The organism is Janthinobacterium sp. TB1-E2 (assembly GCF_036885605.1).
Taxonomy (GTDB): Bacteria; Pseudomonadota; Gammaproteobacteria; order Burkholderiales; family Burkholderiaceae_D; genus Janthinobacterium; species Janthinobacterium aestuarii.
Map to the genome: position 1 here is coordinate 5611766 of NZ_CP142523.1, position 25701 is coordinate 5637466.

Annotated in this window: 25 protein-coding genes; 11 read left to right on the plus strand and 14 right to left on the minus strand. The window is 64.3% G+C overall.

Annotated elements, in window-relative coordinates:
- The first annotated feature begins 325 nt into the window (after positions 1 to 325).
- Complete coding sequence (locus OPV09_RS25255; RefSeq protein WP_205412515.1) at positions 326 to 1045, plus strand: MgtC/SapB family protein; 720 nt, start codon at positions 326 to 328, stop codon at positions 1043 to 1045.
- Positions 1045 to 1353 carry a hypothetical protein gene (locus OPV09_RS25260; RefSeq protein ID WP_338679676.1) on the plus strand — a complete coding sequence of 103 codons (309 nt, stop codon included), beginning with the start codon at positions 1045 to 1047 and terminating at the stop codon, positions 1351 to 1353. The genes OPV09_RS25255 and OPV09_RS25260 overlap by 1 nt, the downstream gene beginning before the upstream one ends.
- Here OPV09_RS25260 and OPV09_RS25265 read toward each other — a convergent pair.
- The gene (locus OPV09_RS25265) at positions 1345 to 2742 is read right to left on the minus strand and encodes a sensor histidine kinase (protein ID WP_338679677.1); all 1398 of its coding nucleotides are present in this window, start codon (positions 2740 to 2742) and stop codon (positions 1345 to 1347) included. The genes OPV09_RS25260 and OPV09_RS25265 overlap by 9 nt on opposite strands.
- Positions 2735 to 3415, minus strand: coding sequence for a response regulator transcription factor (locus OPV09_RS25270; RefSeq protein WP_070301262.1), 681 nt, complete (start codon positions 3413 to 3415; stop codon positions 2735 to 2737). The genes OPV09_RS25265 and OPV09_RS25270 overlap by 8 nt, the downstream gene beginning before the upstream one ends.
- Positions 3416 to 3649: 234 nt before the next feature.
- Here OPV09_RS25270 and OPV09_RS25275 point away from each other — a divergent pair, with 234 nt between their 5' ends.
- Genes OPV09_RS25275 through OPV09_RS25285 form a run of 3 tightly spaced genes read left to right on the plus strand, consistent with a single transcriptional unit; the run spans position 3650 to position 9135 of the window.
- A complete protein-coding gene (locus tag OPV09_RS25275; RefSeq protein WP_338679678.1) occupies positions 3650 to 4774 on the plus strand; it encodes an efflux RND transporter periplasmic adaptor subunit in 1125 nt (374 codons plus the stop codon).
- Complete coding sequence (locus tag OPV09_RS25280; RefSeq protein WP_338679679.1) at positions 4767 to 7871, plus strand: CusA/CzcA family heavy metal efflux RND transporter; 3105 nt, start codon at positions 4767 to 4769, stop codon at positions 7869 to 7871. Before OPV09_RS25275 ends, OPV09_RS25280 begins: the two co-directional genes overlap by 8 nt.
- Positions 7858 to 9135, plus strand: coding sequence for a TolC family protein (locus OPV09_RS25285; protein ID WP_338679680.1), 1278 nt, complete (start codon positions 7858 to 7860; stop codon positions 9133 to 9135). Before OPV09_RS25280 ends, OPV09_RS25285 begins: the two co-directional genes overlap by 14 nt.
- A gap of 69 nt (positions 9136 to 9204) precedes the next feature.
- Here the strand turns inward: OPV09_RS25285 and OPV09_RS25290 are convergent, their stop codons facing one another.
- From OPV09_RS25290 to OPV09_RS25315, 6 genes are all read right to left on the minus strand, one after another.
- Positions 9205 to 9402, minus strand: a complete 198-nt coding sequence (locus OPV09_RS25290) for a hypothetical protein (RefSeq protein ID WP_034746874.1) — start codon at positions 9400 to 9402, stop codon at positions 9205 to 9207.
- An 80-nt stretch (positions 9403 to 9482) separates the two neighbouring features.
- Positions 9483 to 10400 (minus strand): site-specific tyrosine recombinase XerD, encoded by a 918-nt coding sequence (xerD, locus tag OPV09_RS25295; protein ID WP_225242529.1) that lies wholly within the window; start codon positions 10398 to 10400, stop codon positions 9483 to 9485.
- A complete protein-coding gene (locus OPV09_RS25300) occupies positions 10397 to 10909 on the minus strand; it encodes a methylated-DNA--[protein]-cysteine S-methyltransferase (protein WP_034746871.1) in 513 nt (170 codons plus the stop codon). The genes xerD and OPV09_RS25300 overlap by 4 nt, the downstream gene beginning before the upstream one ends.
- Positions 10910 to 11334: 425 nt before the next feature.
- Complete coding sequence (locus tag OPV09_RS25305; protein WP_034746868.1) at positions 11335 to 12615, minus strand: TRAP transporter large permease; 1281 nt, start codon at positions 12613 to 12615, stop codon at positions 11335 to 11337.
- Positions 12612 to 13184 (minus strand): TRAP transporter small permease, encoded by a 573-nt coding sequence (locus OPV09_RS25310; protein WP_034746865.1) that lies wholly within the window; start codon positions 13182 to 13184, stop codon positions 12612 to 12614. Before OPV09_RS25310 ends, OPV09_RS25305 begins: the two co-directional genes overlap by 4 nt.
- Positions 13185 to 13300: 116 nt before the next feature.
- Complete coding sequence (locus OPV09_RS25315) at positions 13301 to 14293, minus strand: TRAP transporter substrate-binding protein (protein ID WP_413774532.1); 993 nt, start codon at positions 14291 to 14293, stop codon at positions 13301 to 13303.
- A gap of 135 nt (positions 14294 to 14428) precedes the next feature.
- Between OPV09_RS25315 and OPV09_RS25320 the strand changes: the two genes are divergently transcribed.
- Together OPV09_RS25320 and OPV09_RS25325 are read left to right on the plus strand one after the other, a co-directional pair.
- The gene (locus tag OPV09_RS25320) at positions 14429 to 16441 is read left to right on the plus strand and encodes a sensor histidine kinase (protein ID WP_072455110.1); all 2013 of its coding nucleotides are present in this window, start codon (positions 14429 to 14431) and stop codon (positions 16439 to 16441) included.
- Between the two features lie 39 nt (positions 16442 to 16480).
- The gene (locus tag OPV09_RS25325) at positions 16481 to 17065 is read left to right on the plus strand and encodes a response regulator transcription factor (RefSeq protein WP_070301256.1); all 585 of its coding nucleotides are present in this window, start codon (positions 16481 to 16483) and stop codon (positions 17063 to 17065) included.
- Positions 17066 to 17233: 168 nt separating this feature from the next.
- On the opposite strand, the gene OPV09_RS25330 is transcribed toward OPV09_RS25325, so the two are convergent.
- From OPV09_RS25330 to OPV09_RS25340, 3 genes are all read right to left on the minus strand, one after another.
- Positions 17234 to 17740, minus strand: coding sequence for a carboxypeptidase-like regulatory domain-containing protein (locus tag OPV09_RS25330; RefSeq protein WP_319990757.1), 507 nt, complete (start codon positions 17738 to 17740; stop codon positions 17234 to 17236).
- A 157-nt stretch (positions 17741 to 17897) separates the two neighbouring features.
- Positions 17898 to 18725 carry a siderophore-interacting protein gene (locus tag OPV09_RS25335; RefSeq protein ID WP_051990799.1) on the minus strand — a complete coding sequence of 276 codons (828 nt, stop codon included), beginning with the start codon at positions 18723 to 18725 and terminating at the stop codon, positions 17898 to 17900.
- Between the two features lie 22 nt (positions 18726 to 18747).
- Positions 18748 to 19296 carry a PadR family transcriptional regulator gene (locus OPV09_RS25340; RefSeq protein ID WP_034746852.1) on the minus strand — a complete coding sequence of 183 codons (549 nt, stop codon included), beginning with the start codon at positions 19294 to 19296 and terminating at the stop codon, positions 18748 to 18750.
- 218 nt (positions 19297 to 19514) lie between these two features.
- Here OPV09_RS25340 and OPV09_RS25345 point away from each other — a divergent pair, with 218 nt between their 5' ends.
- Complete coding sequence (locus tag OPV09_RS25345) at positions 19515 to 19892, plus strand: DUF3052 family protein (RefSeq protein WP_319990756.1); 378 nt, start codon at positions 19515 to 19517, stop codon at positions 19890 to 19892.
- Positions 19893 to 19899: 7 nt separating this feature from the next.
- Here OPV09_RS25345 and queG read toward each other — a convergent pair whose 3' ends face one another.
- Positions 19900 to 20991 carry a tRNA epoxyqueuosine(34) reductase QueG gene (queG, locus tag OPV09_RS25350; RefSeq protein WP_070301251.1) on the minus strand — a complete coding sequence of 364 codons (1092 nt, stop codon included), beginning with the start codon at positions 20989 to 20991 and terminating at the stop codon, positions 19900 to 19902.
- Positions 20992 to 21069: 78 nt separating this feature from the next.
- Between queG and tsaE the strand changes: the two genes are divergently transcribed.
- The 3 genes from tsaE to OPV09_RS25365 are packed head-to-tail and all read left to right on the plus strand — an operon-like array spanning position 21070 to position 23770.
- Positions 21070 to 21558 (plus strand): tRNA (adenosine(37)-N6)-threonylcarbamoyltransferase complex ATPase subunit type 1 TsaE, encoded by a 489-nt coding sequence (gene tsaE / locus OPV09_RS25355; protein WP_034746843.1) that lies wholly within the window; start codon positions 21070 to 21072, stop codon positions 21556 to 21558.
- The gene (locus OPV09_RS25360) at positions 21522 to 22919 is read left to right on the plus strand and encodes an N-acetylmuramoyl-L-alanine amidase (RefSeq protein WP_034746839.1); all 1398 of its coding nucleotides are present in this window, start codon (positions 21522 to 21524) and stop codon (positions 22917 to 22919) included. The genes tsaE and OPV09_RS25360 overlap by 37 nt, the downstream gene beginning before the upstream one ends.
- Before the next feature lie 14 nt (positions 22920 to 22933).
- Positions 22934 to 23770, plus strand: a complete 837-nt coding sequence (locus OPV09_RS25365; RefSeq protein ID WP_319990755.1) for a D-hexose-6-phosphate mutarotase — start codon at positions 22934 to 22936, stop codon at positions 23768 to 23770.
- On the opposite strand, the gene OPV09_RS25370 is transcribed toward OPV09_RS25365, so the two are convergent.
- Both OPV09_RS25370 and OPV09_RS25375 read right to left on the minus strand, forming a co-directional pair.
- Entirely contained in the window at positions 23767 to 24798 is a 1032-nt protein-coding gene (locus OPV09_RS25370) for a carbonic anhydrase (RefSeq protein ID WP_034746833.1), read from the minus strand. The genes OPV09_RS25365 and OPV09_RS25370 overlap by 4 nt on opposite strands.
- 157 nt (positions 24799 to 24955) lie before the next feature.
- Entirely contained in the window at positions 24956 to 25606 is a 651-nt protein-coding gene (locus tag OPV09_RS25375; protein WP_034746831.1) for a VTT domain-containing protein, read from the minus strand.
- Between the last annotated feature and the right edge of the window lie 95 nt (positions 25607 to 25701).

A 25701-nucleotide genomic window follows, 5' to 3' on the forward strand; every position in this document is an offset into this window, starting at 1 on the left:
GACGACGCGGCGGCTTCCTGAAGAGAGCTTCAGTTGACCAAAGCAGCCCCACTGGCTAGACTGTCCCCGTTATCAATGATATGGAGTGACTCGTGGGTGCTTGTTCCAGTGACAGTAGTCGATTGACCATCGGCGATCGGCCTTAGGCAAGACGCGCGCATTCCGCCCGCCTTGCCCTCGGCAAGGTGCGGTTTTACCAGCGGCAGTATTCTCTCGCCGCCACTTCCCCCTCTTCGTTCCACCGTTGTCGTCTGCTGCCCCAATCCGGGCGGATAGTCTTCGCCTTATGCACTCGCCTGTTCCTCCCCAGCCGGGAGAAATAATGGTGGTATTTGACTTTGCGCTGCGCGTTGCCGCGGCATTGACCCTGGGCGCCATGATCGGCGCCGAACGCCAGCTGCGCCAGCGCATGGCGGGCCTGCGCACGAACGCGCTGGTGTCCGTCGGCGCCTCGCTGTTCGTGATGGTTTCCGTGCTCGAAGGCGATGCCTCTGGCCATATGCGCATCGCCGCGCAGGTGGTGTCAGGCATCGGCTTTCTGGGCGCCGGCGTCATCATGCGCGAAGGCATGACGGTGCGCGGCTTGAACACGGCCGCCACCCTGTGGTGCTCGGCAGCCATCGGCATCCTGTGCGGCCTGGGGTTTGCGCTGGAAGCGGCCATCGGCACGGGCTTCGTGCTGATCGCCAACCTCGTGCTGCGCCACCTGGCGCAGCGCATCAACGCGCACGGCAGCGAAGCGGGCATCGAGACGGAAAGCATCTACCGCGTGACGGCCGTATGCGAGGCGGAGCAGGAAGTCCAGGTGCGCAAGCTGATGCTGCGCTTGATCAGCGGCATGCCGGCCCTGATGCTGCAATCCTTGCACAGCGAGGATGCCGCGCACGCGGGACGCATCGAAGTGCGGGCCGACTTGCTCACGCCCTTGTCCAGCCTGGGATTGCTGGAGCAGATCGTCAGCCAGGTGAGCCTGGAAGGCAGCGTCTCGGCCGTGCGCTGGGCGCTCGTGAACAACGCGGAATTTGTCGCTGAGCGAGGTGTGTGATGAAAAAGTTCTTCCTTTGGTTTGCCAAACGTGGGCCGGCTGTCGCCACCTACCGCCTGACCGTCACCTGCCCTGCGGCGCAAGCCGACCATGTCGTGCGCCTGCTGCTGGCCGAACTGAAAGGCGCGGGCCTGGCGCCGTCGCAAATGCTGCGCAGCTGGGACGAAGCCAGACAGGTGGTGCAGCTGATCGCCACGGTGCTGTGCCAGGCCGTGCAGCGCGCCGTGCTGGTGCGCTTCGTCAACCGCGCGGGCGCCTGGCCGCAAGTGCGGCAAGTGCGCTGGGAAGGCGTCGCGCCGTCAATCTGAGGCCGGCAGGCGCATGAGGAACAGCGCGCCGCCTTGCAGGCGGTTCTGCGCCTCGATGCTGCCGCCATACGCGTGCACGATGGCTTGCGACAGGGCCAGGCCCAGGCCGAAACCGGGCGCCTCGCCCGCGCGCGCCTGGGCGCCACGGTAAAAGCGCTCGAACAGATGCGGCAAGTCTTCCACGCCGATGCCCGGTCCCGCGTCCGCCACGCCGACGACTGCATGCGCGCCATCGCGCGCCACGTGCACGGCGATGACGCTGTCGGGCGGCGAAAACTTCACGGCGTTATCGAGCAGATTGGCCAGCACCAAGTCCACGGGACCGGCCGCCACCCGCGCCTGCACGGCCACACTGTCATCGAAGACGATGCGGATGCCGCGCTGCGCCGCCGCCTTTTCCAGGCGCTGCGCGGCCGCCCGCACGAGGGGATTAAGCGCGATGGTTTCCACGGCATTGCGCTCCTGGCCCACGTCCAGGCGCGTGAGCATCAACAACTCTTCCACGAGGGTCGTCAGGCGTTGCACTTCATCGAGGCAGGACGCCAGCGCATCGACATACTCGGGCGCTTCGCGCGGGCGGCGCAGGGTGATTTCGATTTCCGTGCGCAGGCGCGACAGGGGCGAGCGCAATTCGTGCGAGGCGTCGGCCGTGAAGCGGCGCTGCGCATCGTAGCCGTGTTCCAGGCGGTCCAGCATGGCGTTCAGTGTGTCGACCAGGCGGCCGATCTCGTCCTGCGTGCCGGGATGGGGCAGGCGCTGGTGCAGGCTGGCTTCGCCGATCGAATGCGCCTGGTCCACCACGTCATCGATGGCGCCCAGCACGCGGCGCGTGAGCATTTCGCCGGCCAGCCCCACGGCCGCCAACAAGGCCAGCGCCATGGCGCCAAACAGCACGGTGGCCGCGGCCAGCACGTGGTTGGTGTCGTCGAGCGAACCGGCAACCTGCACGGCCAGGCCCGCGCCGGACGAGGGCACGGGGATCGACACCATGCGCAGCGGCTCTTCTCCAAACTTGGGCAGGGTCTCGAAGACGGTCTCGCCGGCCGCCAGGCGCGCCAGCAGGGCGGACGGCGCCGGCAGCTGCGCCGCCTCCAGGTTGCGGCTGCGCGCCAGCACGCGGCCTTCGCCATCGATGATCTGCACCAAGCGGTCGAGCCGCGTCAATGACGGCGGCGCCAGTCCCGGCGCCACCTCGTGCACCTGCACGGGCTGGCGCGGCGCGGCCGGCAGCATGGCCATTTCCGTCTCGCCCAGCGCCAGCAGGGCCGCATCGAGCTGGCCGTGCACGGCGCGCGACAGGCCCCAGTAGCCGGCCAGCGCCGTGCAAGCGACGATGGCGAGGATGACGGCCAGGTGCACCAGCAGCAAGCGTTTGCGAAAGCTAGCCACCGTTGTTTTCCGCCAGGCGGAAACCGCGTCCACGCACCGTGTGGATCAAGGGTGGCAAGCCCGGCGCATCCACTTTTCCCCGCAAATTGCGCACGTGGACGTCGATCAGGTTATCGATGCCGATCAGGTCCGCCTGCCAGATCTGTTCGGCCAGGCGCGCGCGGCTGACCACCTCGCCCGCCTGGCGCAGCAGGATCAACAGAATCGCATACTCCTTGGGCGTCAGCACCAGAGGCGCGCCGGCCCGCGTGGCCTGATGACTGACGGGATCGAGCGTCAGATCGGCCAGCGCCAGCACCAGCGGGCGGCTGATGTCGGAGCGACGCAGCAAGGCGCGGATGCGCGCCAGCAGTTCCTCGAATTCAAACGGCTTGGTCAGGTAATCGTCGGCGCCCGTATTCAGGCCCGCCACCCGGTCGGCCGTGGCGTCGCGCGCCGTGAGCATCAGCACGGGCGTCTGGATGCCGCGCGTGCGCAGGTCGCGGCAAAAGTCGATGCCCTGCTTGCCCGGCAACATCCAGTCCAGCACGATCGCATCGTAGTCGACGGCGTAGCTTTCATCCTCGCCCTCTTCCGCGCTGTGCGCCACATCGACGACAAAACCTTCTTCCTGCAAGCCGCGGGCCAGCAGACGCGCCGCCTTGCGGTCGTCTTCCACCAGGAGGATTCTCATGCCTGCCTTTCGCGTCGCGCCTTGTTTTCCATGCTGGCATTTTACCGCGCCGCAGCGTGCGCACACGGAACCTGAAGAATGATTCAGGCGTTCTTGGGCGCTTCTTCAGGAGCACATTGCTATGCTTTTCCGGCGCTGTACTGACGCTGCCTGCGCCACCTGCGCCCCTCTCTTGCCCGCATGGGCACGGCATCCACGCATGCCCCATCACCATCAATAACAAGGAAACACGGGATGAACACGACCACCCGCAACGCCCTGGGCGCCAGCTGCGCCCTCGCTCTCGCCTGTTCGGCCCTGGCCGGCTGCGCCAAGCCGACAGCGGCAGCCACGCCGCCCGCCCAGGCCATGCACCTGGATGATGGCAGCATCGCCGTCGACAAGATGTCGCCGCTGCGCCAGCGCCTGCAGATCGCCGCCGTGCAGGAACAGGAGATCGCCACGCAGACGCAGGCGCCCGGCAGCATCGAGGCGATGCCGGAAAAGCTGGTGAAAATCACGCCGCCGCTGGCAGGCCGGATCACGCGCTTGCAGCGTTCACTGGGCGACAGCGTGAAGGCGGGCGAACCGCTGTTCACGCTCGATTCGGCGGAACTGAGCGCCGCCTACGCGGACGACAGCAAGGCCAAGTCCATCCTGCTGCAGGCGCGCCAGGAACTCGAGCGCCAGAAGACGCTGTTCGATGCGGAAATCGCCGCGCGCAAGGAGTACGAAGCGGCGCAGGCCGCCTTTGCGCAGGCCGGCAGCGATGCCCAGGCCAGCGCCGACAAGCTGGCCCAGTACGGCGCCGGCGCGCGCGGCACCCGCCGCGACTATGTGCTGCGTTCACCGATCGCCGGCACCGTGATCGCCATGGAAGGCGCCCAGGGCGGCTACTGGAACGATATCAACGCGCCCGTCATGACGGTGGCAGATCTCTCCACCGTGTGGCTGTCGGCCAATGTGGCCGAGCGGGACCTGGCGCAGGTGGCCGTGGGACAAACGGCCAGCATCACCGTCGACGCCTGGCCCGGCAAGGCTTTCGAGGGCAAGGTCGCCTATGTCGGCGCCGTGCTCGATCCCGAGACGCGCACGGTGAAAGTGCGCGTGGCCATCGACAACCGCGCCGGTGCCTTCAAGCCGGGCATGTTCGCCCACGCGGGATTTGCCGGCGCTTCCCGCCGCGCCCTCCTCGTGCCGGCCGCCGCCGTGCTGCAAAGCGGACCATCAACGCGCGTGATGGTCGAGCGCAGCCCGCTGCGCTTCGAACCGCGCACGGTGCAGGTGGGCGCCAGCCATGGCGAGCAAGTGGAAATCGTCTCGGGCCTGAAGGCCGGGGAACGCATCGTCGTCAAGGAAGGAGTGCTGCTCAATGATTGACCGTTTCATCGCCACCTGCTGCCAGCGGCGCGGCATCGTCTGGCTCGTGCTGCTGTTCGTCGCCGCCTACGGCGTCTATTGCTGGAAACAGCTGCCCATCGAAGCGTATCCAGATATCGCCGACGTCACCTCGCAAATCGTCACGCAGGTGCCGGGGCTGGGCGCCGAGGAAATCGAGCAGCAGATCACGATTCCCCTGGAACGCGCGCTGCTGGGCACACCGGGCATGCACGTGCTGCGCACGCGCAGCCTATTCGCGCTGTCCTTGATCACGGTCGTGTTCGAGGATGGCAGCGACGGCTACTTCACGCGCGAGCGGCTGCAGGAACGCCTGGCCAGCGTGAACCTGCCCTACGATGCCAAGCCGGGGCTCGATCCCTATACCTCGCCCACGGGCGAGATCTACCGCTACACGCTGGAATCGACAACACGGTCTTTACGCGAACTGTCCGAGCTGCAGTTCTGGACCGTGATCCCGCGCCTGCAGCAGGTGCGTGGCGTGGCGGACGTCAGCAATTTCGGCGGCCTGACAACGCAGTTCATGCTGGAACTCGATCCCGCAAAGCTGGACAGCTACGGCTTCTCGCTGGCGCAGGTCAAGGACGCCATCAACGCCAACAACATCAGCGGCGGCGGCAGCGTGATCGACCGCGGCCAGCAATCGTACGTGGTGCGCGGCGTAGGTTTGCTGCACTCGCTCAATGACATGGGCAATGTCGTCGTCAGCAGCAAGGATGGCGTGCCCGTGCTGGTGAAGGACCTGGGCAAGCTTGCTTACGGCAACGTGGAACGGCGCGGCATCCTCGGCAAGGACAGCAACCCCGACACCATCGAAGGCATCACCCTGCTGCTCAAGGATTTCAATCCGTCCGAAGCGCTGGCCGGCATCCATGCGGCCGTGGACGACTTGAACGCCAACGTGCTGCCGAAGGACGTCAAGGTCGTGCCCTACCTGGACCGCAGCTCGCTGATCGACGCCACCCTGCACACGGTGGGATTTACCTTGGGCGAAGGCATGCTGCTCGTCGCCCTCGTGCTGCTGCTGTACCTGGGCAGCCCCCGCGCGGCCGCCATCGTCGCGCTGACGATACCGCTGGCCCTGCTGATCGCCTTCATCTTCATGCACCATTTTAGGATTCCCGCCAATTTGCTGTCCTTGGGCGCGATCGACTTCGGCATCCTCGTCGATGGTTCCGTGGTGGTGCTGGAAAACATGCTGCGCCGCCGCGAACGGGATCAGGAGCGGCCCCTCACCCTGCAGGACGCCATCGACGCGACCCTGCAAGTGGCACGTCCCATCATGTTCGGCATGGCCGTCATCATCGCCGCCTATCTGCCACTGTTCGCCTTCCAGCGCATCGAATACAAGCTGTTTTCGCCGATGGCGTATGCGGTGGGCGCGGCGCTCGTAGGTGCGCTCGTGGTGGCGCTGGTGCTGATCCCGGGCCTGGCTTGGCTGGCCTTGCGCAAGCCGCGCCGCATGCCCCACAACCGCGCGCTGGACACGCTGGCGGGCGCGTATGGCCGCTTCCTCGAGCGCATGGTGGGCAGCAAGCGCTGGGTGGCAATGGTGTGCGCAGGATCGCTCGCAGCGCTTGCCATCCTGGGCGGCAGCATCGGGCGCGACTTTTTACCGTACCTCGATGAGGGCTCCTTGTGGCTGCAGGTGCAGATGCCGCCCGGGATCACGCTCGACAAGGCATCCGAAATGGCCAGCGAACTGCGGCGCGCCGCGCTGGAATTCCCCGAAGTGTCGACCATCGTCACACAGACGGGGCGCAACGACGACGGCACCGATTACTGGACGCCGTCGCACATCGAGGCGAGTGTGGGACTGCATCCGTATAAAAGCTGGAAATCGGGCATGAGCAAGCAGCAGCTGATCGCGAAAATGAATGCACGCTTCGCCCGCATGCCCGGTATCACCGTGGCCTTCATGCAGCCGATGATCGATGGCGTGCAGGATAAATTGTCGGGCGCGCACAGCGACCTGACGGTGAAAATCTTCGGCAACGACCTCGATGAAGTACGCGCCATCGCCGGCAAGGTGGCCAATGTCCTGAAAACCGTCCACGGCGCCTCCGACGTGGCCGTGGACGTGGAACCGCCCTTGCCCAACCTGAAGGTGGAGCTGGACCGCGCCAAGGCGGCCCGCTACGGCATCAATGCGGCCGACGTGGCCGACCTGATTTCCACCGGCATCGGCGGCGCGCCCATCGGCCAGGTCTACGTGGGAGAAAAAAGCTACGACATCGCCGTGCGCTTTCCGCCCGCCACGCGCTCCAGCCCGGACGCCATCGCCAGCCTGAAGCTCACGGCCGCCAACGGTGCGAAGGTGCCGCTGGCGCAGGTAGCCACCATCAGCACCACCTCGGGCGAAAGCGTGATCGTGCGTGAAATGGGACGGCGCCACATCATCGTGCGCCTCAACGCCCGCGGGCGCGACCTGGCCGGCTTCCTGGCCGAAGCGCGCCCGCTGGTGGCGCAAACCGTGGCAGGCGAGCACCAGCGCATCAGCGTCGAATGGGGCGGCCAGTTCGAAAACCTGCAGCGCGCGCAAAGCCGTTTGGCGCTAATCCTGCCGATGACCCTGGGCGCCATGTTCCTGCTGCTGTTTGGCCAGTTCCGCAACCTGCGCCAGCCCGCGCTGGTCTTGCTGGCCGTGCCGCTGGCCATGCTGGGCGGCCTGGCCGCGCTGCACCTGCGCGGCATGACCTTGAATGTGTCGAGCGCCGTCGGCTTCATCGCCCTGTTCGGCGTGGCCGTCCTGAATGCCGTGCTGATGCTGGCGCAGATCAACCGCTTGCGCAGTGAGGAGGGCAAGAGCTTGCGCGACGCCGTGCTCGAAGGCGCGCGCGACCGCATGCGCCCCGTGCTGATGACGGCCACCGTGGCCGCCCTGGGCCTGACGCCGGCCATGCTGGCGACGGGCCTGGGCAGCGATGTGCAGCGCCCGCTGGCCACCGTCGTCGTGGGCGGCCTGGTGACGGCCACCGCCCTCACCCTGCTGCTGTTGCCGGCCCTGTATTACCTGATCGAGGCGCACCTGCAAAAACGCCAGACGCATACCGAAGGAGAGACCCATGACACGTTTTAATGTACTGGTGGCGGCCTGGCTGATCGCGCCCGGCGCCTTTGCCACGCCCTTGAGCTTTGACACTTACCTGTCCGCCGTGGAAAGCCACAGCCTGGAACTGCGGGCGCAGCAGGAAGGCATCGTCTCGGCCAAGGCCGGCATCGGCATCGCCGGCCTGCGTCCCGATCCCGAGTTCACACTGGGCGCCACGCGCGAAACCGTGCGCAGCGCCGAACACCGTCCCGTCACGTGGAACCCGGCCATCAGCATGGCCATCGAGACGGGCGGCAAGCGCGCCGCGCGGTTAAAAGCGGCGCACAGCAGTGTCGCGCTGGCCGAGGAAACGGTGGCCGGCTTCAAGAGCGAGCTGTATGGCACGGCCGCCGCCGCGTTCACGGAAGCGTGCCGCACGCGCGACGTCGCAGCGCGCAAGGAGCAGACCATGGCGGCCCTGTCAAAAGTGGTCGAGGCGAACGCCGTGCGGCGCAAGGCGGGCGACGTGGGCGGCATCGAGCTGCTGCAGTCGCGCGTGGAACGCGACCAGTTCCAGGCCGAGCTGGCGCAGGCGCGCAGCGAGGCGGACAGCGCCATGTTGAATTTGTCGCCACCCTTGGGGCATCAGTTCGACGCGCTGTTTCCGGACGCGCAGCTGGCGTGCGACTTCACCGCGCATGCCGACAAGGATGCCAGGGTGCTGGTGCCGCAGGCGCTCGAGGCCCGCAGCGATGTGCGCATCGCCCGCGCCACCGTCGACAATCTGCGCGACGGCGCGGCCCTCGTGCGCGCCAACCGCGCCGTCGATCCGACCGTCACCGTGGGCCTTGCCGCCGCGCGCGGCTACCATGACGGCATCGATGGCAGCGGCAATCCCGTCGAAGGCGCGGCCCGCTCGCGCGCCCTGTCCATCTCGCTGGCCATTCCCATCCCCCTGTCGCGGCGCGACACGGGCGATATCGTGCAGGCGGAAGCAAGTGTCACGCAGGCGATGCTGGCCTTGCGCCAGGCCGAACTGACGGTGGAAACGCAGGTGCGCACGGCGCAGCGGCAATTGCGTTCGGCGCAGGACAGGCTGGCGCGCTACCGCGACGGCGTGCTGGTCGATGCGCAAAAGGTGGTCGATGGCATGCGCCTGTCTTACGTCAAAGGCAATGCGTCGCTGCTGGAATGGCTGGCGGCGCAGCGTTCGGCCGATGAGGCCTACCAGGGCTATGTGCAGGCGCGCGCCGATGCGGCCATCGCCAGCACGCAGCTGCAACTGGCGATCGGCCAGCGGCCGAGCTTGTAGCGGGGAGAAAGTAGAACGAGGAGTTACCGGTGCGGCGATGGTGCCGCACCGGTCGTCAAGCATGGGGAATTACTGGGGCTGGGCGGGCGCGTCGGTAGCGTCGTCCGCATCGTCCGCTTCGGGCTCTTCACCCTCGGCACCCTCTTCGCCATCGGCCGGCTTCGGATTGTTCTTCGCTTCCAGCTTGCGCCTGGCTTTTTCCTCGGCTTTCTTCTTCTTTTCCAGCTCTTTTTGCCGTTTTTCGTATTGGAAATTTGTCTTGGCCATTTACTACCTCTTTAGTTTTTAGATGTTACAGATAAGCATATAAGGCACATTATGACGTAGTTGGAGCAAACACCAAATGTTTAGCCGCGTGGATGATGCTGCGCATGCAGCAGTTTCAGCCGTTCGCGGGCCACATGCGTGTAAATCTGCGTGGTGGAAATATCGGAGTGCCCCAGTAACAATTGCACAACACGCAAGTCCGCCCCATGGTTGAGCAAATGGGTGGCGAACGCGTGACGCAGCGTGTGCGGCGACAGCGGCGCCGTGATGCCGGCGCTCAGCGCATGTTTCTTGATGATGACCCAGAACATTTGCCGCGTCATGGCGCCCCCGCGCCGCGTGACGAACAGCGCGTCGTCCATTTGCCCGTCGAGGATGATGCCGCGCGCCTCCTTCAGGTAGCGCTCGATCCACAGCCGCGCCTGTTCACCGAACGGCACCAGCCGCGTCTTGCTGCCCTTGCCCGTGATACGCAGCACGCCATCGTTGAGGCTCAGTTCCACGGATTTCAAGTCCACCAGTTCCGACACGCGCAAGCCGCTCGCATACATGAGTTCGAGCATCGTGCGTTCGCGCAGGCCCAGCGGCGTGCTCACGTCGGGCGCCGCCAGCAGCGCTTCCACCTGCGCTTCGCTCAGGGTATGCACGAAGCGCGCGGGCTGCTTGGCCGAGACCATCTTCAGACACGGGTCGGCGGCGATATGCTTGTGCCGCAGGGCCAGCTGGTAAAACCGCTTGAGCACGGACAGGCGCCGGTTCGACGACGTCGCCTTGCTCTCGTCGTGGCGGGCAGCGAAATACGCTTCGATGTCGGCCGTGGAGACTTCGTACAGGCCTTCGCGCCCGGGCCGCGCCACTTCCAGCCAGCGCGCAAACAGCCGCATGTCGCGCCGGTAGGCGTCGAGCGAGTTTTTCGACAGGCCGTCTTCCAGCCACAGGCTGTCGCAGAATTCATCGATCAGGGTAGCGTTGTCGGGCGCCAGCAGGCTGTTCATCATCGTGTTGACCACCCCATGCCCGCCACGCCTTCGTGCGCCAGCAGCCAGCGCTTGACGCCCAGGTGGAAACCCGTCGCATCGTCGTGGTGGGCAAAGCCGCCCAGGCCGCCAGCGGCCGTAACCCGGTGGCAGGGGATCACCACGGGAAACCAGTTGGCGCCGCAAGCCTGGCCCACGGCGCGCGGCGCCGAGCCGATCAGGCGCGCCACGTCGCCATACGTGCGCACCTGGCCGCGCGCAATGCCGCTGATCGCCGCCCACACCCGTTGCTGATAGGCGCTGCCCGCAGCGGCCAGCGGCAGGTCGAAGACATGATCGGGATCGCGGAAATAGCGCGCCAGTTGCTGGCAGGCCCGCTCGGAGACGGCATCCTGCGCGTCTTTCTCGTCAAAGTGCGGCGGCAGATAGACCAGTTCGCATATCTGGCCATCCTGCGCGCGCACGCCCATGGCGCCGAATGGCGCGGCCACGATGGCGCTGAACAGTTCACTGCCCTGTTGTTTTTTCATCTGCTGATCATTATTCAAGTGTGGCATATATGCAACCTGCCGGCGCGGGAAGCGGCGCCACGGGAATTATGCACCGACTTTGGGCGTGCCGGCGGACGTTTCCTGCGCACGAAAAAAAAGCGCACCAGTCGGTGCGCTTCAAATATTGCTTCACGTTCCCGGTCATTTGGGTCCGCCGGTGCCGGCTTGTGGCCGCAGACAGCTATGACTCAACAACTTCTGTGAAACGTGTGTCTCCTCAATATATCCCCGGTATCAATACCGTTTTTATAGACCACTCCCCCACTAACCTTGTTGCCAATTCTGTATTTCAGCCTTGCTACCGGGGCGCATATGCATATACGTGTTTCCCCTTAAGGCTGCCCATCATAGCGCATTTATTCGGCCGTATCGACTTTTTTTGCACCATGACGGGGACAACTGTTTTAGTTGTAAATTAAATTTGGCAGCCACAGCGAGATTTGTGGTACGTAGGTGATCAGGCCCAGGAAGGCCAGCATCGTCAGCAGCCATGGCATCACGGCCACGGTCAGCTCCGAAATGCCCATCTTCGTGATGCCTGACGCCACATAGAGGTTCAAGCCCACGGGCGGATGGCACATGCCCACTTCCATGTTGACCACGATCAGGATGCCGAAATGCACGGGATCGATGCCCAGCTTCATGGCGACAGGGAACAGGATAGGCGCCATGATCAGCACGATGGACGACGGTTCCATGACGTTACCAGCCAACAACAGCAGCACGTTGACCACCAGCAGGAAGCTGATCACGCCCAGGCCCTTGCCCGTGATCCATTCGGCCATCGCTTGCGGGATGTTTTCACTGGTCATCAGGAACGAGAACAGCACGGCATTGGTGATGATGTACAACAGCATCGCCGACATGGCGGCCGAATCGAGCAAGACCTTGCCCACTTGCTTGATCTTCAAGTCCTTGTAGACGAAGACGGCGATGATGAAGGCGTACACGGCAGCCATGGCGGCCGCTTCCGTCGGCGTGAAGGCGCCCGAATAGATGCCGCCCATGACGATGACGATCAGCAGCAGGCCCCAGGCGCTCTTCTTGAACGTGACGAAGCGCTCGCCCCAGCTGGCCTTTTTCATGCGCGGATAGTTGTGCTTGCGCGCCAAAAACCACGTGGTCAGGCCCAGCAGCATGGCCAGCATCATGCCGGGAATCACGCCCGCCATGAACAGTTTACCGACCGAGGTATTCGTGCTGACGGAATACATCACCATCACGATCGACGGTGGAATCAAAATGCCCAGCGCGCCCGAGGTGGTGATGACGCCGGCGCCGAAACCGCGCGGATAGCCCTGCTTGACCATGGCCGGCAGGATGATGGAGCCGATCGCCACCACGGTGGCGGGGCTGGAACCGGACACGGCCGCAAACAGCGCGCACGCCATCACGCCGGCCAGCGCCAGGCCGCCATGCCAGTGGCCGACCATGGAGCTGGCGAAGTTGATCATGCGCCGCGCCACCCCGCCATGCGTGAGGAAGTTACCGGCCAAAATGAAGAACGGGATGGCCATGATCTCGAATTTCTCGATGCCCGTGAAAATCTTCAGGGCCACCGATTCGATGGGCACGCTGGTCATGGTAAACAGGAACGTCAGTACCGTCAGGCCCAGCGAAATGGAAATCGGCATGCCGGTCAGCATCAGCGCCAGCAGCAACACAAAAATGATCAGCGCGTTCATGCCTTGGCTCCTTTTTCTTCAGCCGTCAGTTCGTCTTCCAGCCCCTCGACATGCGAGTGGTCGTGTTTCGGCAAGGCGCCCGTCTTGATGAAATGCACCATCACTTGCAGGAAGCGGAAGCACATCAGGTAGGAACCGAGCGGCACGGCCAGATACACCAGCCACATGGGGATTTCCATGTCGGCAGAGGTCTGGTCCGTGTGGCCGATCGACCACACGAAGCTGGCACCCAGGGTCCCCACGATGCCCGTAAACAGGGCGCCGGCACCGAGGCCGAAGACGATGAAGCGGTCGCGCCAGCGCGGGTTCATACGGTTGATCAGCACATCGACACCCACGTGGATGCCCGTGCGCACGCCATATGCGGCGCCGAACTTGGCCATCCAGACGAACATGTAGATACACAGTTCCTGGGCCCAGCTGGTATTGATTTGAATCAGGAAGTCTTGCAGGCCCGGTATCGGCAGGCCCGCCAGGTAGCGGTGCACGACCGCAACGAAGATGATGAAGGTGGCCGCGCCCATCAGGGTCGCGATCAGCCACTCTTCCAGGTGATCCAGAAATTTCATGGTGGACTTTCAAAGAATGCGGGTACGCTGGCACCCGCGCAGGACGCGCAGGTGCCGTTGCTACAGAAAGACAGGAATATCCCTGACAGCCGCGCCGGGTGGCGCGGCCAGCGCGCTTACTTCGCGCTTTCCTTGTTGATGGCCGAGATCAGATCCTTGCCGATGCGCGCTTCCATGGCCTTTTGCACGGGCGCCAGCGCCTTGCGCCACTCGGCCTGTTCCTGCACCGTCAGCGTATAGATCTGCGTCTTGCCCGCTTTCTTGATGGCGTCGAGGGCCTGGTCGTTGTCGCGCTGGGCGATGGCTTTTTCAAACGTGGTCGCCTCGCGCATGGCTTTTTCCAGCTGGCCGCGGATATCGGGCGGCAAGCCATCCCAGAATTTCTTGTTGACGATGACGGCATAGCCCAGGTAGCCGTGGTTCGACACGGTCACGTGCTTTTGCACTTCATGCATCTTTTGCGTGTACATATTCGATGGCGGATTTTCCGTGCCGTCGACGACGCCCGTCTGCAGCGCCTGATACACTTCCGAGAAGGCCAGCACTTGCGGATTGGCGCCCAGCGCGCGCATCTGCGCGTCGAGTACCTTCGACGACTGGATGCGCATTTTCAGGCCCTTGAAGTCGGCCGGCATGTGCAGCGGCTTGTTGGCCGACATCACCTTGAAGCCGTTGTCCCAGTAGGCCAGGCCCGTGATACCCTTGGGTTCCAGTTTTTTCAGCAGGCTCTTGCCGATTTCGCCTTCGGTGACGTTATACAGCGCCGTCTTGGTGGGGAAGATGTAGGGCAGGTCGAATGCTTCGAACTCCTTCACGCCCAGCGGGCCGAACTTGGCCAGCGAGGGCGCCAGCATCTGCACGGCGCCCAGCTGCAGCGCTTCGAGTTCTTCCTTGTCCTTGTACAGCTGGCTGTTCGGGTACAGTTCGATCTTGACCTTGCCGTTCGTGGCTTTTTCGGCCAGCTGCTTGAAGCGCTCGGCGGCCTGGCCTTTCGGCGTGTCGGTGGCCACGACGTGGCTGAACTTGATGACGATGGGGGCTTGCGCGTAAGCGTGGACGCCGACGGTGGCGCCGATGGCCGCGCACAGCGCGACGAACATGGTTTTCATCTGCATTTTTGTCTCCTGAGTGGTTTTTGAAAAACTTTATTATTTGTCTACTTGAATATTGTGCCAAAGAAACTGCTTCGGCTATTGTGGTTAACCACAATAGCCGGTTCCCGATAAGCCGCTACCCTGCCAGCCATGCCGACTCCCCCCACCCTTGCGCGCCGCTTCAAGCTATCGAGCCCGATGCGCTGGCTGCTGCCCGTCATCCTGCTGCTGCTGTTCCTGTCCATCCTGTTCTGGCTGCCCTGGCAGGCGCGCCAGATGGAGAGCAACGAACGCCAGGAGCAGCTGATCGCCGATACGCTGTGGGTGGAGCAGACCATCCGCTTCCAGCTGGCGCGCAACGAGGAAAGTCTGTTCAACCTGGGCGTGGACATCGCCAGCGGCTCGCTGGGCGCGGAAAAAGTGCACGAACGGCTGCAGCAGATGTTGCGCAATGGCCGCGAATTGCAGCGCGTGCTGTGGCTCGACACCAGCGGCAAGGTGCTGGCCACCAGCGACAACAGCCTGCCGCACGCGCTGTCGTTTTCGCCGGCCTCGCTGACGGCTGCCGACAATGCGCGCCGTTTGCACCGGGGCCAGTATGCCCAACCTTCGCAGCAGACGGGCTTTCCCGACGCGCCGCCGGGCGCCATGCTGATGGATTACCACCAGCCCCTGTTCGATGGCCAGCGCTATGTGGGCAGCCTGGTGGCCACCTACCAGATCAGCAGCCTGCTCGATGAAATGGTGCCGTGGTGGTTTGCGCAGGATAACCAGATTTCGCTGATCGACCGCGACGACAAGGTGCTGGCGCGGCGCGCCGCCGCCGGCCCCGGTCACGGCGTGTACACGCACAAGCGCGCGCTCGACGTGCCCGGCGCCAGCATCACCCTGTTTACCGACAGCGTGAAAAGCCAGCCCAAGCTGCTGCCCAATCTGCTGGTCGGCTCCGTCATCGCCCTGTCGCTGGGTTTGCTGTGGAGCTTGCTTGCCCTGTGGCGGCATATTTCGCGCCGCCTGGTGGCCGAAGGCGCGCTGCGCCAGCAGATGCTGTTTCGCACGGCGATGGAAAACTCGCTGGTGACGGGCATGCGCGCGCGCGACCTGGAAGGCAGGGTCACGTATGTGAATCCCGCGTTTTGCCAGATCGTCGGCTATCCGCCCGAGGAAATCCTCGGACGCCTGCCGCCCATGCCCTACTGGGTGCCCGAAGCGCTGGAGGAATACCAGCAGCGCTTCGTCAAGGCCCTGGCCGGCAATCCCACGCCGCAGTTCGAAACCTATTTCCAGCGCCCGGACGGCACGCGCGTGCCCGTGCTGATCTTCGAGGCGCCCTTGGTGGACAAGAACGGCCAGCAGACGGGCTGGATGGGGTCCGTGCTCGATATCTCGGACCGCAAGCGGGTCGAGGAACTCAATCGCCAGCAGCAGGAAAAGCTGCAAACGAGTTCGCGCCTGGCCACCATGGGCGAGCTGGCGTCGATGCTGGCGCACGAATTGAACCAGCCGCTGGCGGCCATTTCCAGCTACACGACGGGCGCCTTGAATTTGATCCGCCGCGCCATCGACCATGACGCCCCCGTCGATCCGGGTACATTGAAGCCGGCACTGGAACAGGCCAGCGCGCAGGCGCAGCGGGCCGGCCAGATCATCCGCAGCGTGCACGATTTCGTGCGCAAGAGCGAGCCGCAGCGCCAGGATATCGCCATCCGCACCCTGATCGACGGCATCCGCGCGCTGATCGACCTGCAGGCGCGCAAATACTATGTCACCATCCAGGAAGAGCTGCCGCCGGACCTGCCGCTGCTGCGCGCCGATCCCGTGATGATCGAACAAGTGCTGCTGAACCTGACGCGCAACGCCATCGAGGCCATGCAGGATGCGGCGCCGGGACGGCGTATCATGCGCCTGCGGGCCAGCCACGACGCGCAGCAGGGCATGGTGACGGTGGACGTGATCGACCATGGCCATGGCATTCCCCAGGACGTGGCCGAACGGCTGTTTTCGCCGTTTTTCTCGACCAAGTCCGAAGGCATGGGCATGGGCCTGAATATCTGCCGCACCGCCATCGAATTTCACGGCGGCGCGCTGACCTTCGGCGCCAACCCCGCTGGCGGAACGATCTTTACCTTCAGCGTGCCGGCCGCGCCAAGCGCGCCGCACTAACGAATAACTAATAACGCATAACGACAAGCCGGAGACCCCATGCTACACATCATCGACGACGAAGAGGTCGTACGCGACTCCCTGTCCTGGCTGGCCGCCTCGCGCAGCATCGAGGCGCGCAGCTACGCCAGTGCCCAGCAATTTCTCGATAGCCTGGACGGCAACTTCGACGCCGCCGGCGACTGCGTGCTGCTCGACGTGCGCATGCCCGACATGAACGGCATCGCCATGTTCGACCAGCTGGTCAAGCGCGACCTGACGGCGCGCCTGCCCGTGATCTTCCTCACCGGCCACGGCGACGTGCCGATGGCCGTCGACAGCCTGAAACGGGGCGCCTTCGATTTCTTTGAAAAGCCGTTCAACGACAACGACCTGATGGACCGCGTACAGCAAGGCCTGGCCAACTCGCGCCAGGCCGGCGAACTGGCCGCCGTGCACGCGCGCCTGGCCACCTTGTCGACGCGCGAACGCGAAGTGCTGGACCTGATTTTGGCGGGCAAGATGAACAAGGTGGTGGCCGACAAGCTGGGCATCAGCATGCGCACCGTGGAAGTCCACCGCGCGCATATCTTCGACAAGATGCAGGTCAAGACGGCGGTGGAGCTGGCTGGGTTGTTGAAGTAATGACGCTGTCGTTGGATTACGCGGCGCTCTCGCGCCGCTAATCCAACCTACATTGCAATGCAGGTCGGCGTAGGCGTAGGTCGGCTTAGCGCGCAGCGCGTAAGCCGACACCACCACTCAAGACGAAGGTAAAGCGGGCGCGGTTGTTGACGACAACGGAAACGGGGCTTACCGCGTCAGCATGACCGTCGAGACCTTGCCATCCGCCACCGTCACTTCGGAGGTCAGCGTGCCGCCCTGCTTGCTTTCGACGGGCGTGAAGGCGCCCGGATAGAACACCGACCACGTCACGTTGGTGGTGACGTAATAGGTGCCATCGGGGACTTCCGTGAATTCGAACCGGCCGTCGCTGTCGGCCATGGTCGTGCGGTCATAGTCGCGGATCTTCGGGCTGACGGTGCCGACCACCTGACGCTTGTACAGCGAGGCAGGCAGCATGGCCAGCTTGCGGGCATACTCCGTCTTCGGTCGCAAAGTGACCTTCTCGCCACCGGCCTTCTTGAATTCGCCGCCCTTGGTCTTCATGAAGGCCTGGCCCTTGACACCGCCAGTACCGTTTTTTTGCAAGGCGTCATATTCCGCCTGCTGGAATTCCGGCATGACAACGGGTGGACGCGGCGTCGAGCATCCCATCAGCACTGCGGCCAGCACGCTCAAAGACAGTAATTTCAACATTTTCCCCTTGAATATTATTTCTATAAAAAAATATTATATGCAATTGGAAAGTTAAAAACCAGGCAATCGTCTCATGCGCGAAGCGGGCCTCCGGCTGGCGCGGCACATCAGGCGTAGGTCGGCTTAGCGCCCCGCGCGTAAGCCGACACCACCACCATCACTCATCGTGATGTTCATGATGCTCGGCCGCCCCATGCTTCCAGTAACTGGCCACATGCAGATGCTGCTTCGGCACCCCGCCTTCAATAAAGTGCCCGCGCAAGCCCTGCACCTGCGCATGCTCGCACGCCACCCACACATAGCCGTCGCCTTCTGACGGCAGCGTGACCTGACGCAGCGCGTCCAGCAGCAGCGGCCCCTTGCGGCCATTGCGCGCGACCCAGCGCACCTCCAGCTGCGCCGCGCAATCGAGCGCGATCTGCTCGCCGTCTTCGACGATCTCGATCACGGCAATGGCCCGCGCCGTGGCCGGCAGCTGCTCCAGGCGGCGGGCGATGGCCGGCAAGGCCGTCTGGTCGCCCACCAGCACATACCAGTCGAAGTCGAGTGGCACCAGCATCGAGCCGCGCGGGCCGCCCACGCCCAGGGTCTGGCCCGGTGCGGCTTGCGCCGCCCAGCTGGCCGCTGGGCCATCGCCATGCAGCACGAAGTCGATTTCCAGCTCGCGCCGCGCGGCATCGTAGCGGCGTGGCGTGTAGTTGCGGGCGATGGGACGCGCGCCTTCCGCGTACTGGATGGGATTCGGGCCATTGCCCAGCACGGGGAACACGGGAGTAGTCTGCCCCGGGGCGGGGAAGAACAGTTTCACGTGGTCGTCGTGCGCCGGCGAGACAAAGCCATCGAGGTCGTCGCCCGCCAGCGTGATGCGGCGCATGTGCGGCGTGATCTGTTCGGTGCGCACGACGGTGAGCACGCGCAGTTTCAAGTCATGCCGCACGCGTTCGATGGCGTGCGGGCGTGGCGTTGCAGTTGATACAGTAGTCATTGGGTATCCTTGTAAAGTGGGCTCAGTGGCCGTCAACGATGGCGTTGGCCGCCTGTTCCAGCACGGCGGAGACGCGCTCGGCTTCCGCGTCGCTCCAATTGGTCTTGTTCAGCAGTAGCGCATGCTTCAAGGTGTGCATGGCCTGGTGCACGCGCTCGGGCAAGGCCTTGCGCGCCTGGACGCGGGCAAACATGTCGAGGCGGGCCAGGATGCCGTCGACCTGGGCGCGGTTCTCGTCGAGATATGCGCGGCCCAGGTCCGTGATCGTGTAGAGCTTCTTGCCGCTGGCGCTTTCGGACGACGTCACGTGGTCCTGCTCTTCCAGCAGGGTCAAGGTGGGATAGACGGCGCCCGGGCTGGGGGCGTACGCGCCGCCGCAACGCTCTTCGATGGCCTTGATGATTTCATAGCCGTGGCGGGGGCTGATTTCGATCAGCGCCAGCACGATCAGCGGCAAGTCGCCGCGGCCGAAGACGCGCTCGGCCCGCTCGCCGCGTCCACCGCGCCCGCCAGGACCACCGCCCATGCCGTCACCGCGCTCGTCGAAGCCGCGCGGGCCGCGGCCATGCATGGAGTATTCGTGGCGATGCTCGCCATGATGGTGGTGATGCTGGCCACAATGGCCGTGATGATGATGACCGCCGTGGCCGTGTTCTGTATGGTGTGAGTTTCTCATGTTTTCTCTTTAAAGATATATCGTTAGTAGGTATCGCTATTTTATAACGATATATCGATAAGTCAAGGAGAAATTTGTTATGCTCGTCTTTCCCCACTCCACACGCCGATGCCATGTCCGAAAAAACCTTTGCTGAAAAAATGTATGTGAAAAATGCCACGGCCCTGGCCGTGCTCAATGACGGCGGCGAGCATGAGGCATTGCTGGCGCAGTTGCCGGCCGAGCGGGTGGTACGGGAAGGTGAAAATGCGGACTGGATACTGCTGTTCGCGCGCAGCCGCGCGGAACTGGAGCAATTCCTGCCAGCGGCGCAGGCGCGCCTGGCGCCCGGTGGCGCACTGTGGGTGGCGTACCGCAAGGGTGGAATCAAAGCGGGCAGCGATATCCACCGCGACGATATCCGCGACTTTGCGCAAACCGTGGGGCTCGACAGCGTGGCGATGGTCGCCATCGACGCGGACTGGTCGGCGCTGCGCCTGAAGCAGGTGTAAGGACGGTCTAGGCGATGCCGTGCAGCGCCAGCGCCCATTCCACATGTTCGCGCACGATGGCCGACGGGTGCTCGCGGCGCGACAGCAGGGCCGCGACGATGTCGGCCTGGCCCTTGGCCTTGGCGGCCGCGTTGCCCATGCCGACGGCCAGGTTGCGCAGCCAGCGTTCGTGGCCGATGCGGCGGATCGCGCTGCCTTCCATGCGGCGGTTGAATTCCTCTTCCGTCCAGGCGAACAGCTCCACCATGCCGGCGCTGCCCAGGCTGTGGCGCTCGTCGAAGTCCGGCACGACGGCGCGCTGGGCGAACTTGTTCCACGGGCAAACGGTCTGGCAATCGTCGCAGCCGTACACCTTGTTGCCGATCAAGGGGCGCATTTCGACGGGAATGGCGCCTTTCAATTCGATGGTCAAGTAGGAGATGCAGCGGCGCGCGTCGAGCTGGTACGGCCCCAGGATGGCTTGTGTCGGGCACACCGTGATGCATGCCGAGCACTGGCCGCAGCGCGGCGTTTCCGGCGGGTCGACGGGCAGCGGCACGTCGATGAGGATCTCGCCGAGAAAAAAGAAGGAGCCGCCCTGGCGGTTGATGAGCAAGGTGTGCTTGCCGCGCCAGCCCAATCCCCCTTTTTGCGCCAGCTCGACTTCCATCACGGGCGCCGAATCGCTGAAGACGCGGTAGCCGAAGTCGCCGATCTCGCCCTTGATGCGGTCGGCCAGCTGCTGCAGGCGCGAACGCATCACCTTGTGATAATCGCGGCCGCGCGCGTACACGGAGATCACGGCCGCTTCAGGGTCGGCGTCGCGCGCCGCCTCGCGTTCGCGCCAGTCCGGTCCCAGCGCCGGCGGCAGATAATTCATGCGGGCGCTGATGGCGCGCACCGTGCCCGGCACCAGTTCGGCCGGGCGCGCGCGCTTCATGCCGTGGCTGGCCATGTAATCCATTTCGCCGTGATACCCTGCATCGAGCCAGGCTTGCAAGGGCGCTTCCATGTGCGACAGGTCGACGTCGGCGATGCGCACCTCGGCAAAACCCAGCTCGCGCCCCCATTCCTTGATGGTGCGCGCCAGGACGGCGAGATCGGTGACGGTGGCGGACATAAGGGACTTTACGGAAAACGGCAGGCGCGCGGGCGGTTACAATGACAGCAGCCTCCATTTTATGCGATACCGAAGATAATGACCGAACACTTCAAAGCCCACCTCCACGACGAAGCCGGCACCGCCGCGCTGGGCGCCGCGCTGGCGCGCGCGCTGGCGCCGGGCCTGGCGATCTACCTGCACGGCGACCTCGGTGCCGGCAAGACGGCCCTCACGCGCGCCCTGCTGCACGCGGCCGGCCATGCGGGCCACGTGAAAAGCCCCACCTACACCTTGTCCGAACCGTACACGGTGCAGCTCGATGGCCAGCGCGTCAACGTCATCCACTTCGACCTGTACCGCATGGGCAGCGCCGAGGAATTCCTCGATGCAGGCTTTCGCGAAGACTTCGACGGCCGCAATATCTGCATCGTCGAATGGCCGGAGAAAGCCGAACCGGTACTGCCGCCGGCCGACCTGAATATTTATTTGAACGTTGCGGGTACAGGACGTGATGTAGAATTGCAAGCGTCTTCTGAATTGGGTCTGTCATGCCTTCACCGTCTCAAATTCGCCCCGAACCTTTGATCTCCTCGCCCATCACCCGGCGCACGGTCCTCAAGGCCGGCGGCACCCTGCTGTTGTCCGTGTTCGCGCCCATGTCGGCGATGGCGGCGCAAATTCTCGCCGTGCGCGTCTGGCCGGCCGAGGACTACACGCGTGTCACCCTGGAAAACGACAGCATCCTCAAGGCGACCCACTTCATCGTCAAGGATCCGGAACGGCTGGTGGTCGACATCGAGGGGCTGGAACTCAATCCCACCTTGAAGGGCCTGGTGGCGAAGATCCAGTCGAACGACCCGTACATCAAGCAGGTGCGCGTGGGCCAGAACCGGCCCAACGTCGTGCGCCTGGTGTTCGACCTGAAAGAGGAAGTCACGCCGCAGCTGTTTACCCTGCCGCCGGCCGGCTCCTATAACCACCGCTTGATCTTCGACCTGTATCCCGTGCGCGAACCGGACCTGATCGCGCAGATGATCGAAAAGGGCGACTGGTCGAGCGACCCGGCCAAGCCACCGATGGCCGACACGCACACACCGCCGCCCGCGCTGCCTCTGCCCGAGAGCGGCAAGCCGCCCGTGGCCGCCGTCACACCGGCAACACCGATCGTGCCGCCCGTGCCCGACGTACGTCCGGAACAGCGCCCCGAAGCGCGCCCCCAGCCTGGCCAGAAAGTGATGCGCATGATTACCATCGCGCTCGATCCCGGCCACGGCGGCGAAGACCCGGGCGCCATGGGCAGCCGGGGCAGCCGCGAAAAAGACGTGGTGCTGGCCATCGCCAAGCGCCTCAAGACCAAGCTGGAACTGCAGCCGAACATGCGCGTCATGCTCACACGCGACGCCGACTTCTTCGTCCCGCTGGGCATGCGCGTGGAAAAAGCGCGCAAGGTGCAGGCCGACCTGTTCGTCTCCATCCACGCCGACGCCTTCATCCAGCCGACGGCGCGCGGCTCGTCCGTGTTCGTGCTGTCCGAAAAGGGCGCCACCTCGACGGCCGCGCGCTGGCTGGCCAACAAGGAAAACCAGGCCGACCTGATCGGCGGCGTGAACGTGAAGAACCACGACAAGCAGCTGGCCAGCGTGCTGCTCGACCTGTCGACGACGGCGCAGATCAATGACAGCATGAAGCTGGGCAAGGCCGTGCTGCGCGAAATCGGCGGCATCAACCGCCTGCACAAGGGCTCCGTCGAGCAGGCCGGCTTCGCCGTGCTGAAAGCGCCCGACATCCCTTCCATCCTGATCGAGACGGCTTTTATTTCGAATCCGGAAGAAGAAGCCAAGCTGACCGACAACGGCTACCAGGACCAGATGGCCGACGCCATCGTCACGGGCATCAAGAATTATTTTGCGAAGAATCCGCCGCTGGCGAAAAGCCGCCTGACCTGACATGAAAGCCTAGCATGAGCGAGAGTATCTTTGGCGAGCTGCCGGCCGTGACCATCCGCGCGGCCGATGGTGCGCAGGCGACCGTCACCCTGTACGGCGGCCACCTGGTCTCGTGGCAGACCAGCGATGGCCAGGAGCGCCTGTTCTGCAGCCGCGATTCGGCCCTCGACGGCAGCCGCGCCATCCGCGGTGGCGTACCCGTGATCTTTCCCCAGTTCGGCGCGCGCGGTACGGGCATGCGCCACGGCTTTGCGCGCGTGGCAACGTGGCAGCTGGAATCGAGCGGCGACAGCGATGGCGCCGCATGGGCGCAGTTTATCCTGACCCAGGCCGACTTGCCCGAAGCGATCGCCGCCAGCTGGCCCTGCGCCTTCACCTTGTGCCTGCGCGTGGCCGTCAAGGCGCAGGCGCTGGAACTGGACCTGTCCGTGCACAACACGGGCGAGCAGGCGTTTCCGTTTTCGGCCGCCCTGCATACGTATTTTTCGATTGATGATTTGAGCGAAGCGCGCATCAAAGGCTTGCAGCGCGTGCGCTATTCGGACGAGACGCCGCAAGATGCCCTGCAGGCGGAAGAAGTGCTGCAATTTTCGGACAAGCTGGACCGCATCTACTACCAGCTGCCGGGCGCCTTGAGCCTGCAGTCTGGCCGCCACACCCTGCGCCTGGAGCAGCAGGGCTTTACGGACGCCGTCGTGTGGAACCCGGGCGCGCAAGACGCGGCCGCCCTGCCCGACCTGGCCGACGACGAGCAGCCGCGCTTCATCTGCATCGAGCCGGCCCTGATCCAGCCCGATACGCTGGCCGCCGGCGCCGAATGGACCGGGCGCCAGCGCCTCGCATTCGTTTAATTCGATTCCTTGATGATGCGGCCATTGGTCGGCTGAACCGGGCGCGCATTCAAGGGATACAGGCGGCTGAACAGCGCCATCTGCGCCGGCGACGCCTGCACCGGTTGCTTCATTACCATCCACAGCACGCCTTCGCTGCAAGGCGGCTCCGTCATCGATCCCATGTACGTGTAGTAGTCGCGCCGCGCCGGCAGCATTTCGGCCGGGTCGAGCAGGATGGTCGGCTGCATGGTCTCGAATTTTTCCAGCGGCAGGTTGTTCCACACGGTCTGGATGGTCGCTTGCGGCGCACCGCGTTCGAGCAGCAGCGCCAGCACGGCTTGCCGGCCTTCCGCGTCGCGGTGCACCAGGTGTACCACCATCTCGAAGGCCTTGCCATTGATACGCTCTTCGGACGGGCGGTGGAAATGGAATTGCTGCAGCTCGAACATGCGGTTCTGCACCGTGATGTAATTGCCGCCGCTCACGCCCACCTGCACCGTGTGGCCATTGTCGACCACGTTGAACGACGACGGGCGGTAGTCAAAGCTGATCTGCTCGAGCTCCACCTTCATGCCGTCGCGGATATCGATCGGCGACTGGCGGCTGCCATTGCCGCACTTGCCCCAGTCGACATTGATCTTGCTCCAGTTGGCCGGACCGCTGTCGCCCTCGTACGACCAGTGCGTGCCGCGCGGCACGGGTGGCGGTGGCGGCGGCGCGGCCTTCACCACGGCGGCGCGCTTGGCGCGGGCGGCGGCGCGGGCAGCTTGGGTGGCGCGCATTTCCGCCAGGCGCGCGGCGATGCGTTCGGACAGATCGACTTCGGCCGCTTCCTCCTTTTCGCGCGCCGTGGGCGCGACGACGACAGGCGCCTTGGCCTCCTTGCCCTTCACCGACTCGGTCAGGGTTTTCATGGCGGCCGCGCGCGCCGACGCCGACATGGGCGCGGATGCGGTGGCGCTCGCCGGGGCGGGGGCATCTTTGGCGCTTGCCATGGCCGTCATCACGGCAAGGCTGCAAGCTAACAGGGCGCTCAAATGTCGCATGGAAATCCAGAAAGTGAGAATACCTTCTGGTTTACGGCTGTAAAGCAACAAAACTTGAATCAGGGCAGGAGCAAAACAGAAGTACCGAAGAGAAAACGGGATCCAGGGCCAGCTGTGGACGGCGCCGCAGCATGCTTGCCCTGGATCTTTGCAGCAATTACGCCGACTTGCCGACCATGCGCTTGTAGAGTTTCCACATGCCGCCCAGTACCACCGGCACGACGGCGGCGCCGACACCGATCAGCACGATCAAGGTCAGATGGTCGCGGATCCACGGGATATTGCCGAAGAAGTAGCCCGCCGTGACCAGACCGACCACCCACAACAGGGCGCCCGTGATGTTGTACATCTGGAAGCGCACATGCGTCATGTCGGAAATGCCGGCCACGAACGGGGCGAAGGTACGCACCACCGGCACGAAACGGGCCAGGATGATGGTCTTGCCACCGTGCTTTTCAAAGAATTCATGCGTGCGGCGCATGGCGTCCTTGTTGATCCAGCGGTAATCGTGGGTAAACACCCTCTGCCCGATGGCCTCGCCTATCCAGTAATTGAGCGTATTGCCCGTGATGGCCGCCGTGACGAGCAGGAAGATCAGCAAGCCCAGGTGCATCTGTCCCGTCGCGCAAAACGCGCCGGCGATAAACAACAAGGTATCTCCAGGGAAGAAAAACAGCACCACGAGGCCTGTCTCGCAAAAAATAATGGCGAACAGCACCGCATACACGAGGGTGCCGTACTGCTCGATCAAGATACCCAACGTCTTGTCGACATGCACGATCATGTCGAGGAATTGCACAAAATCCATATATTTTTCCCTAAAGGTAGCGGCGGAATCATACACCACCCGGCCCGCGCAACGGCAGTCCCCGGGCCGATATTTCTGGATTAATTATGCGGCGC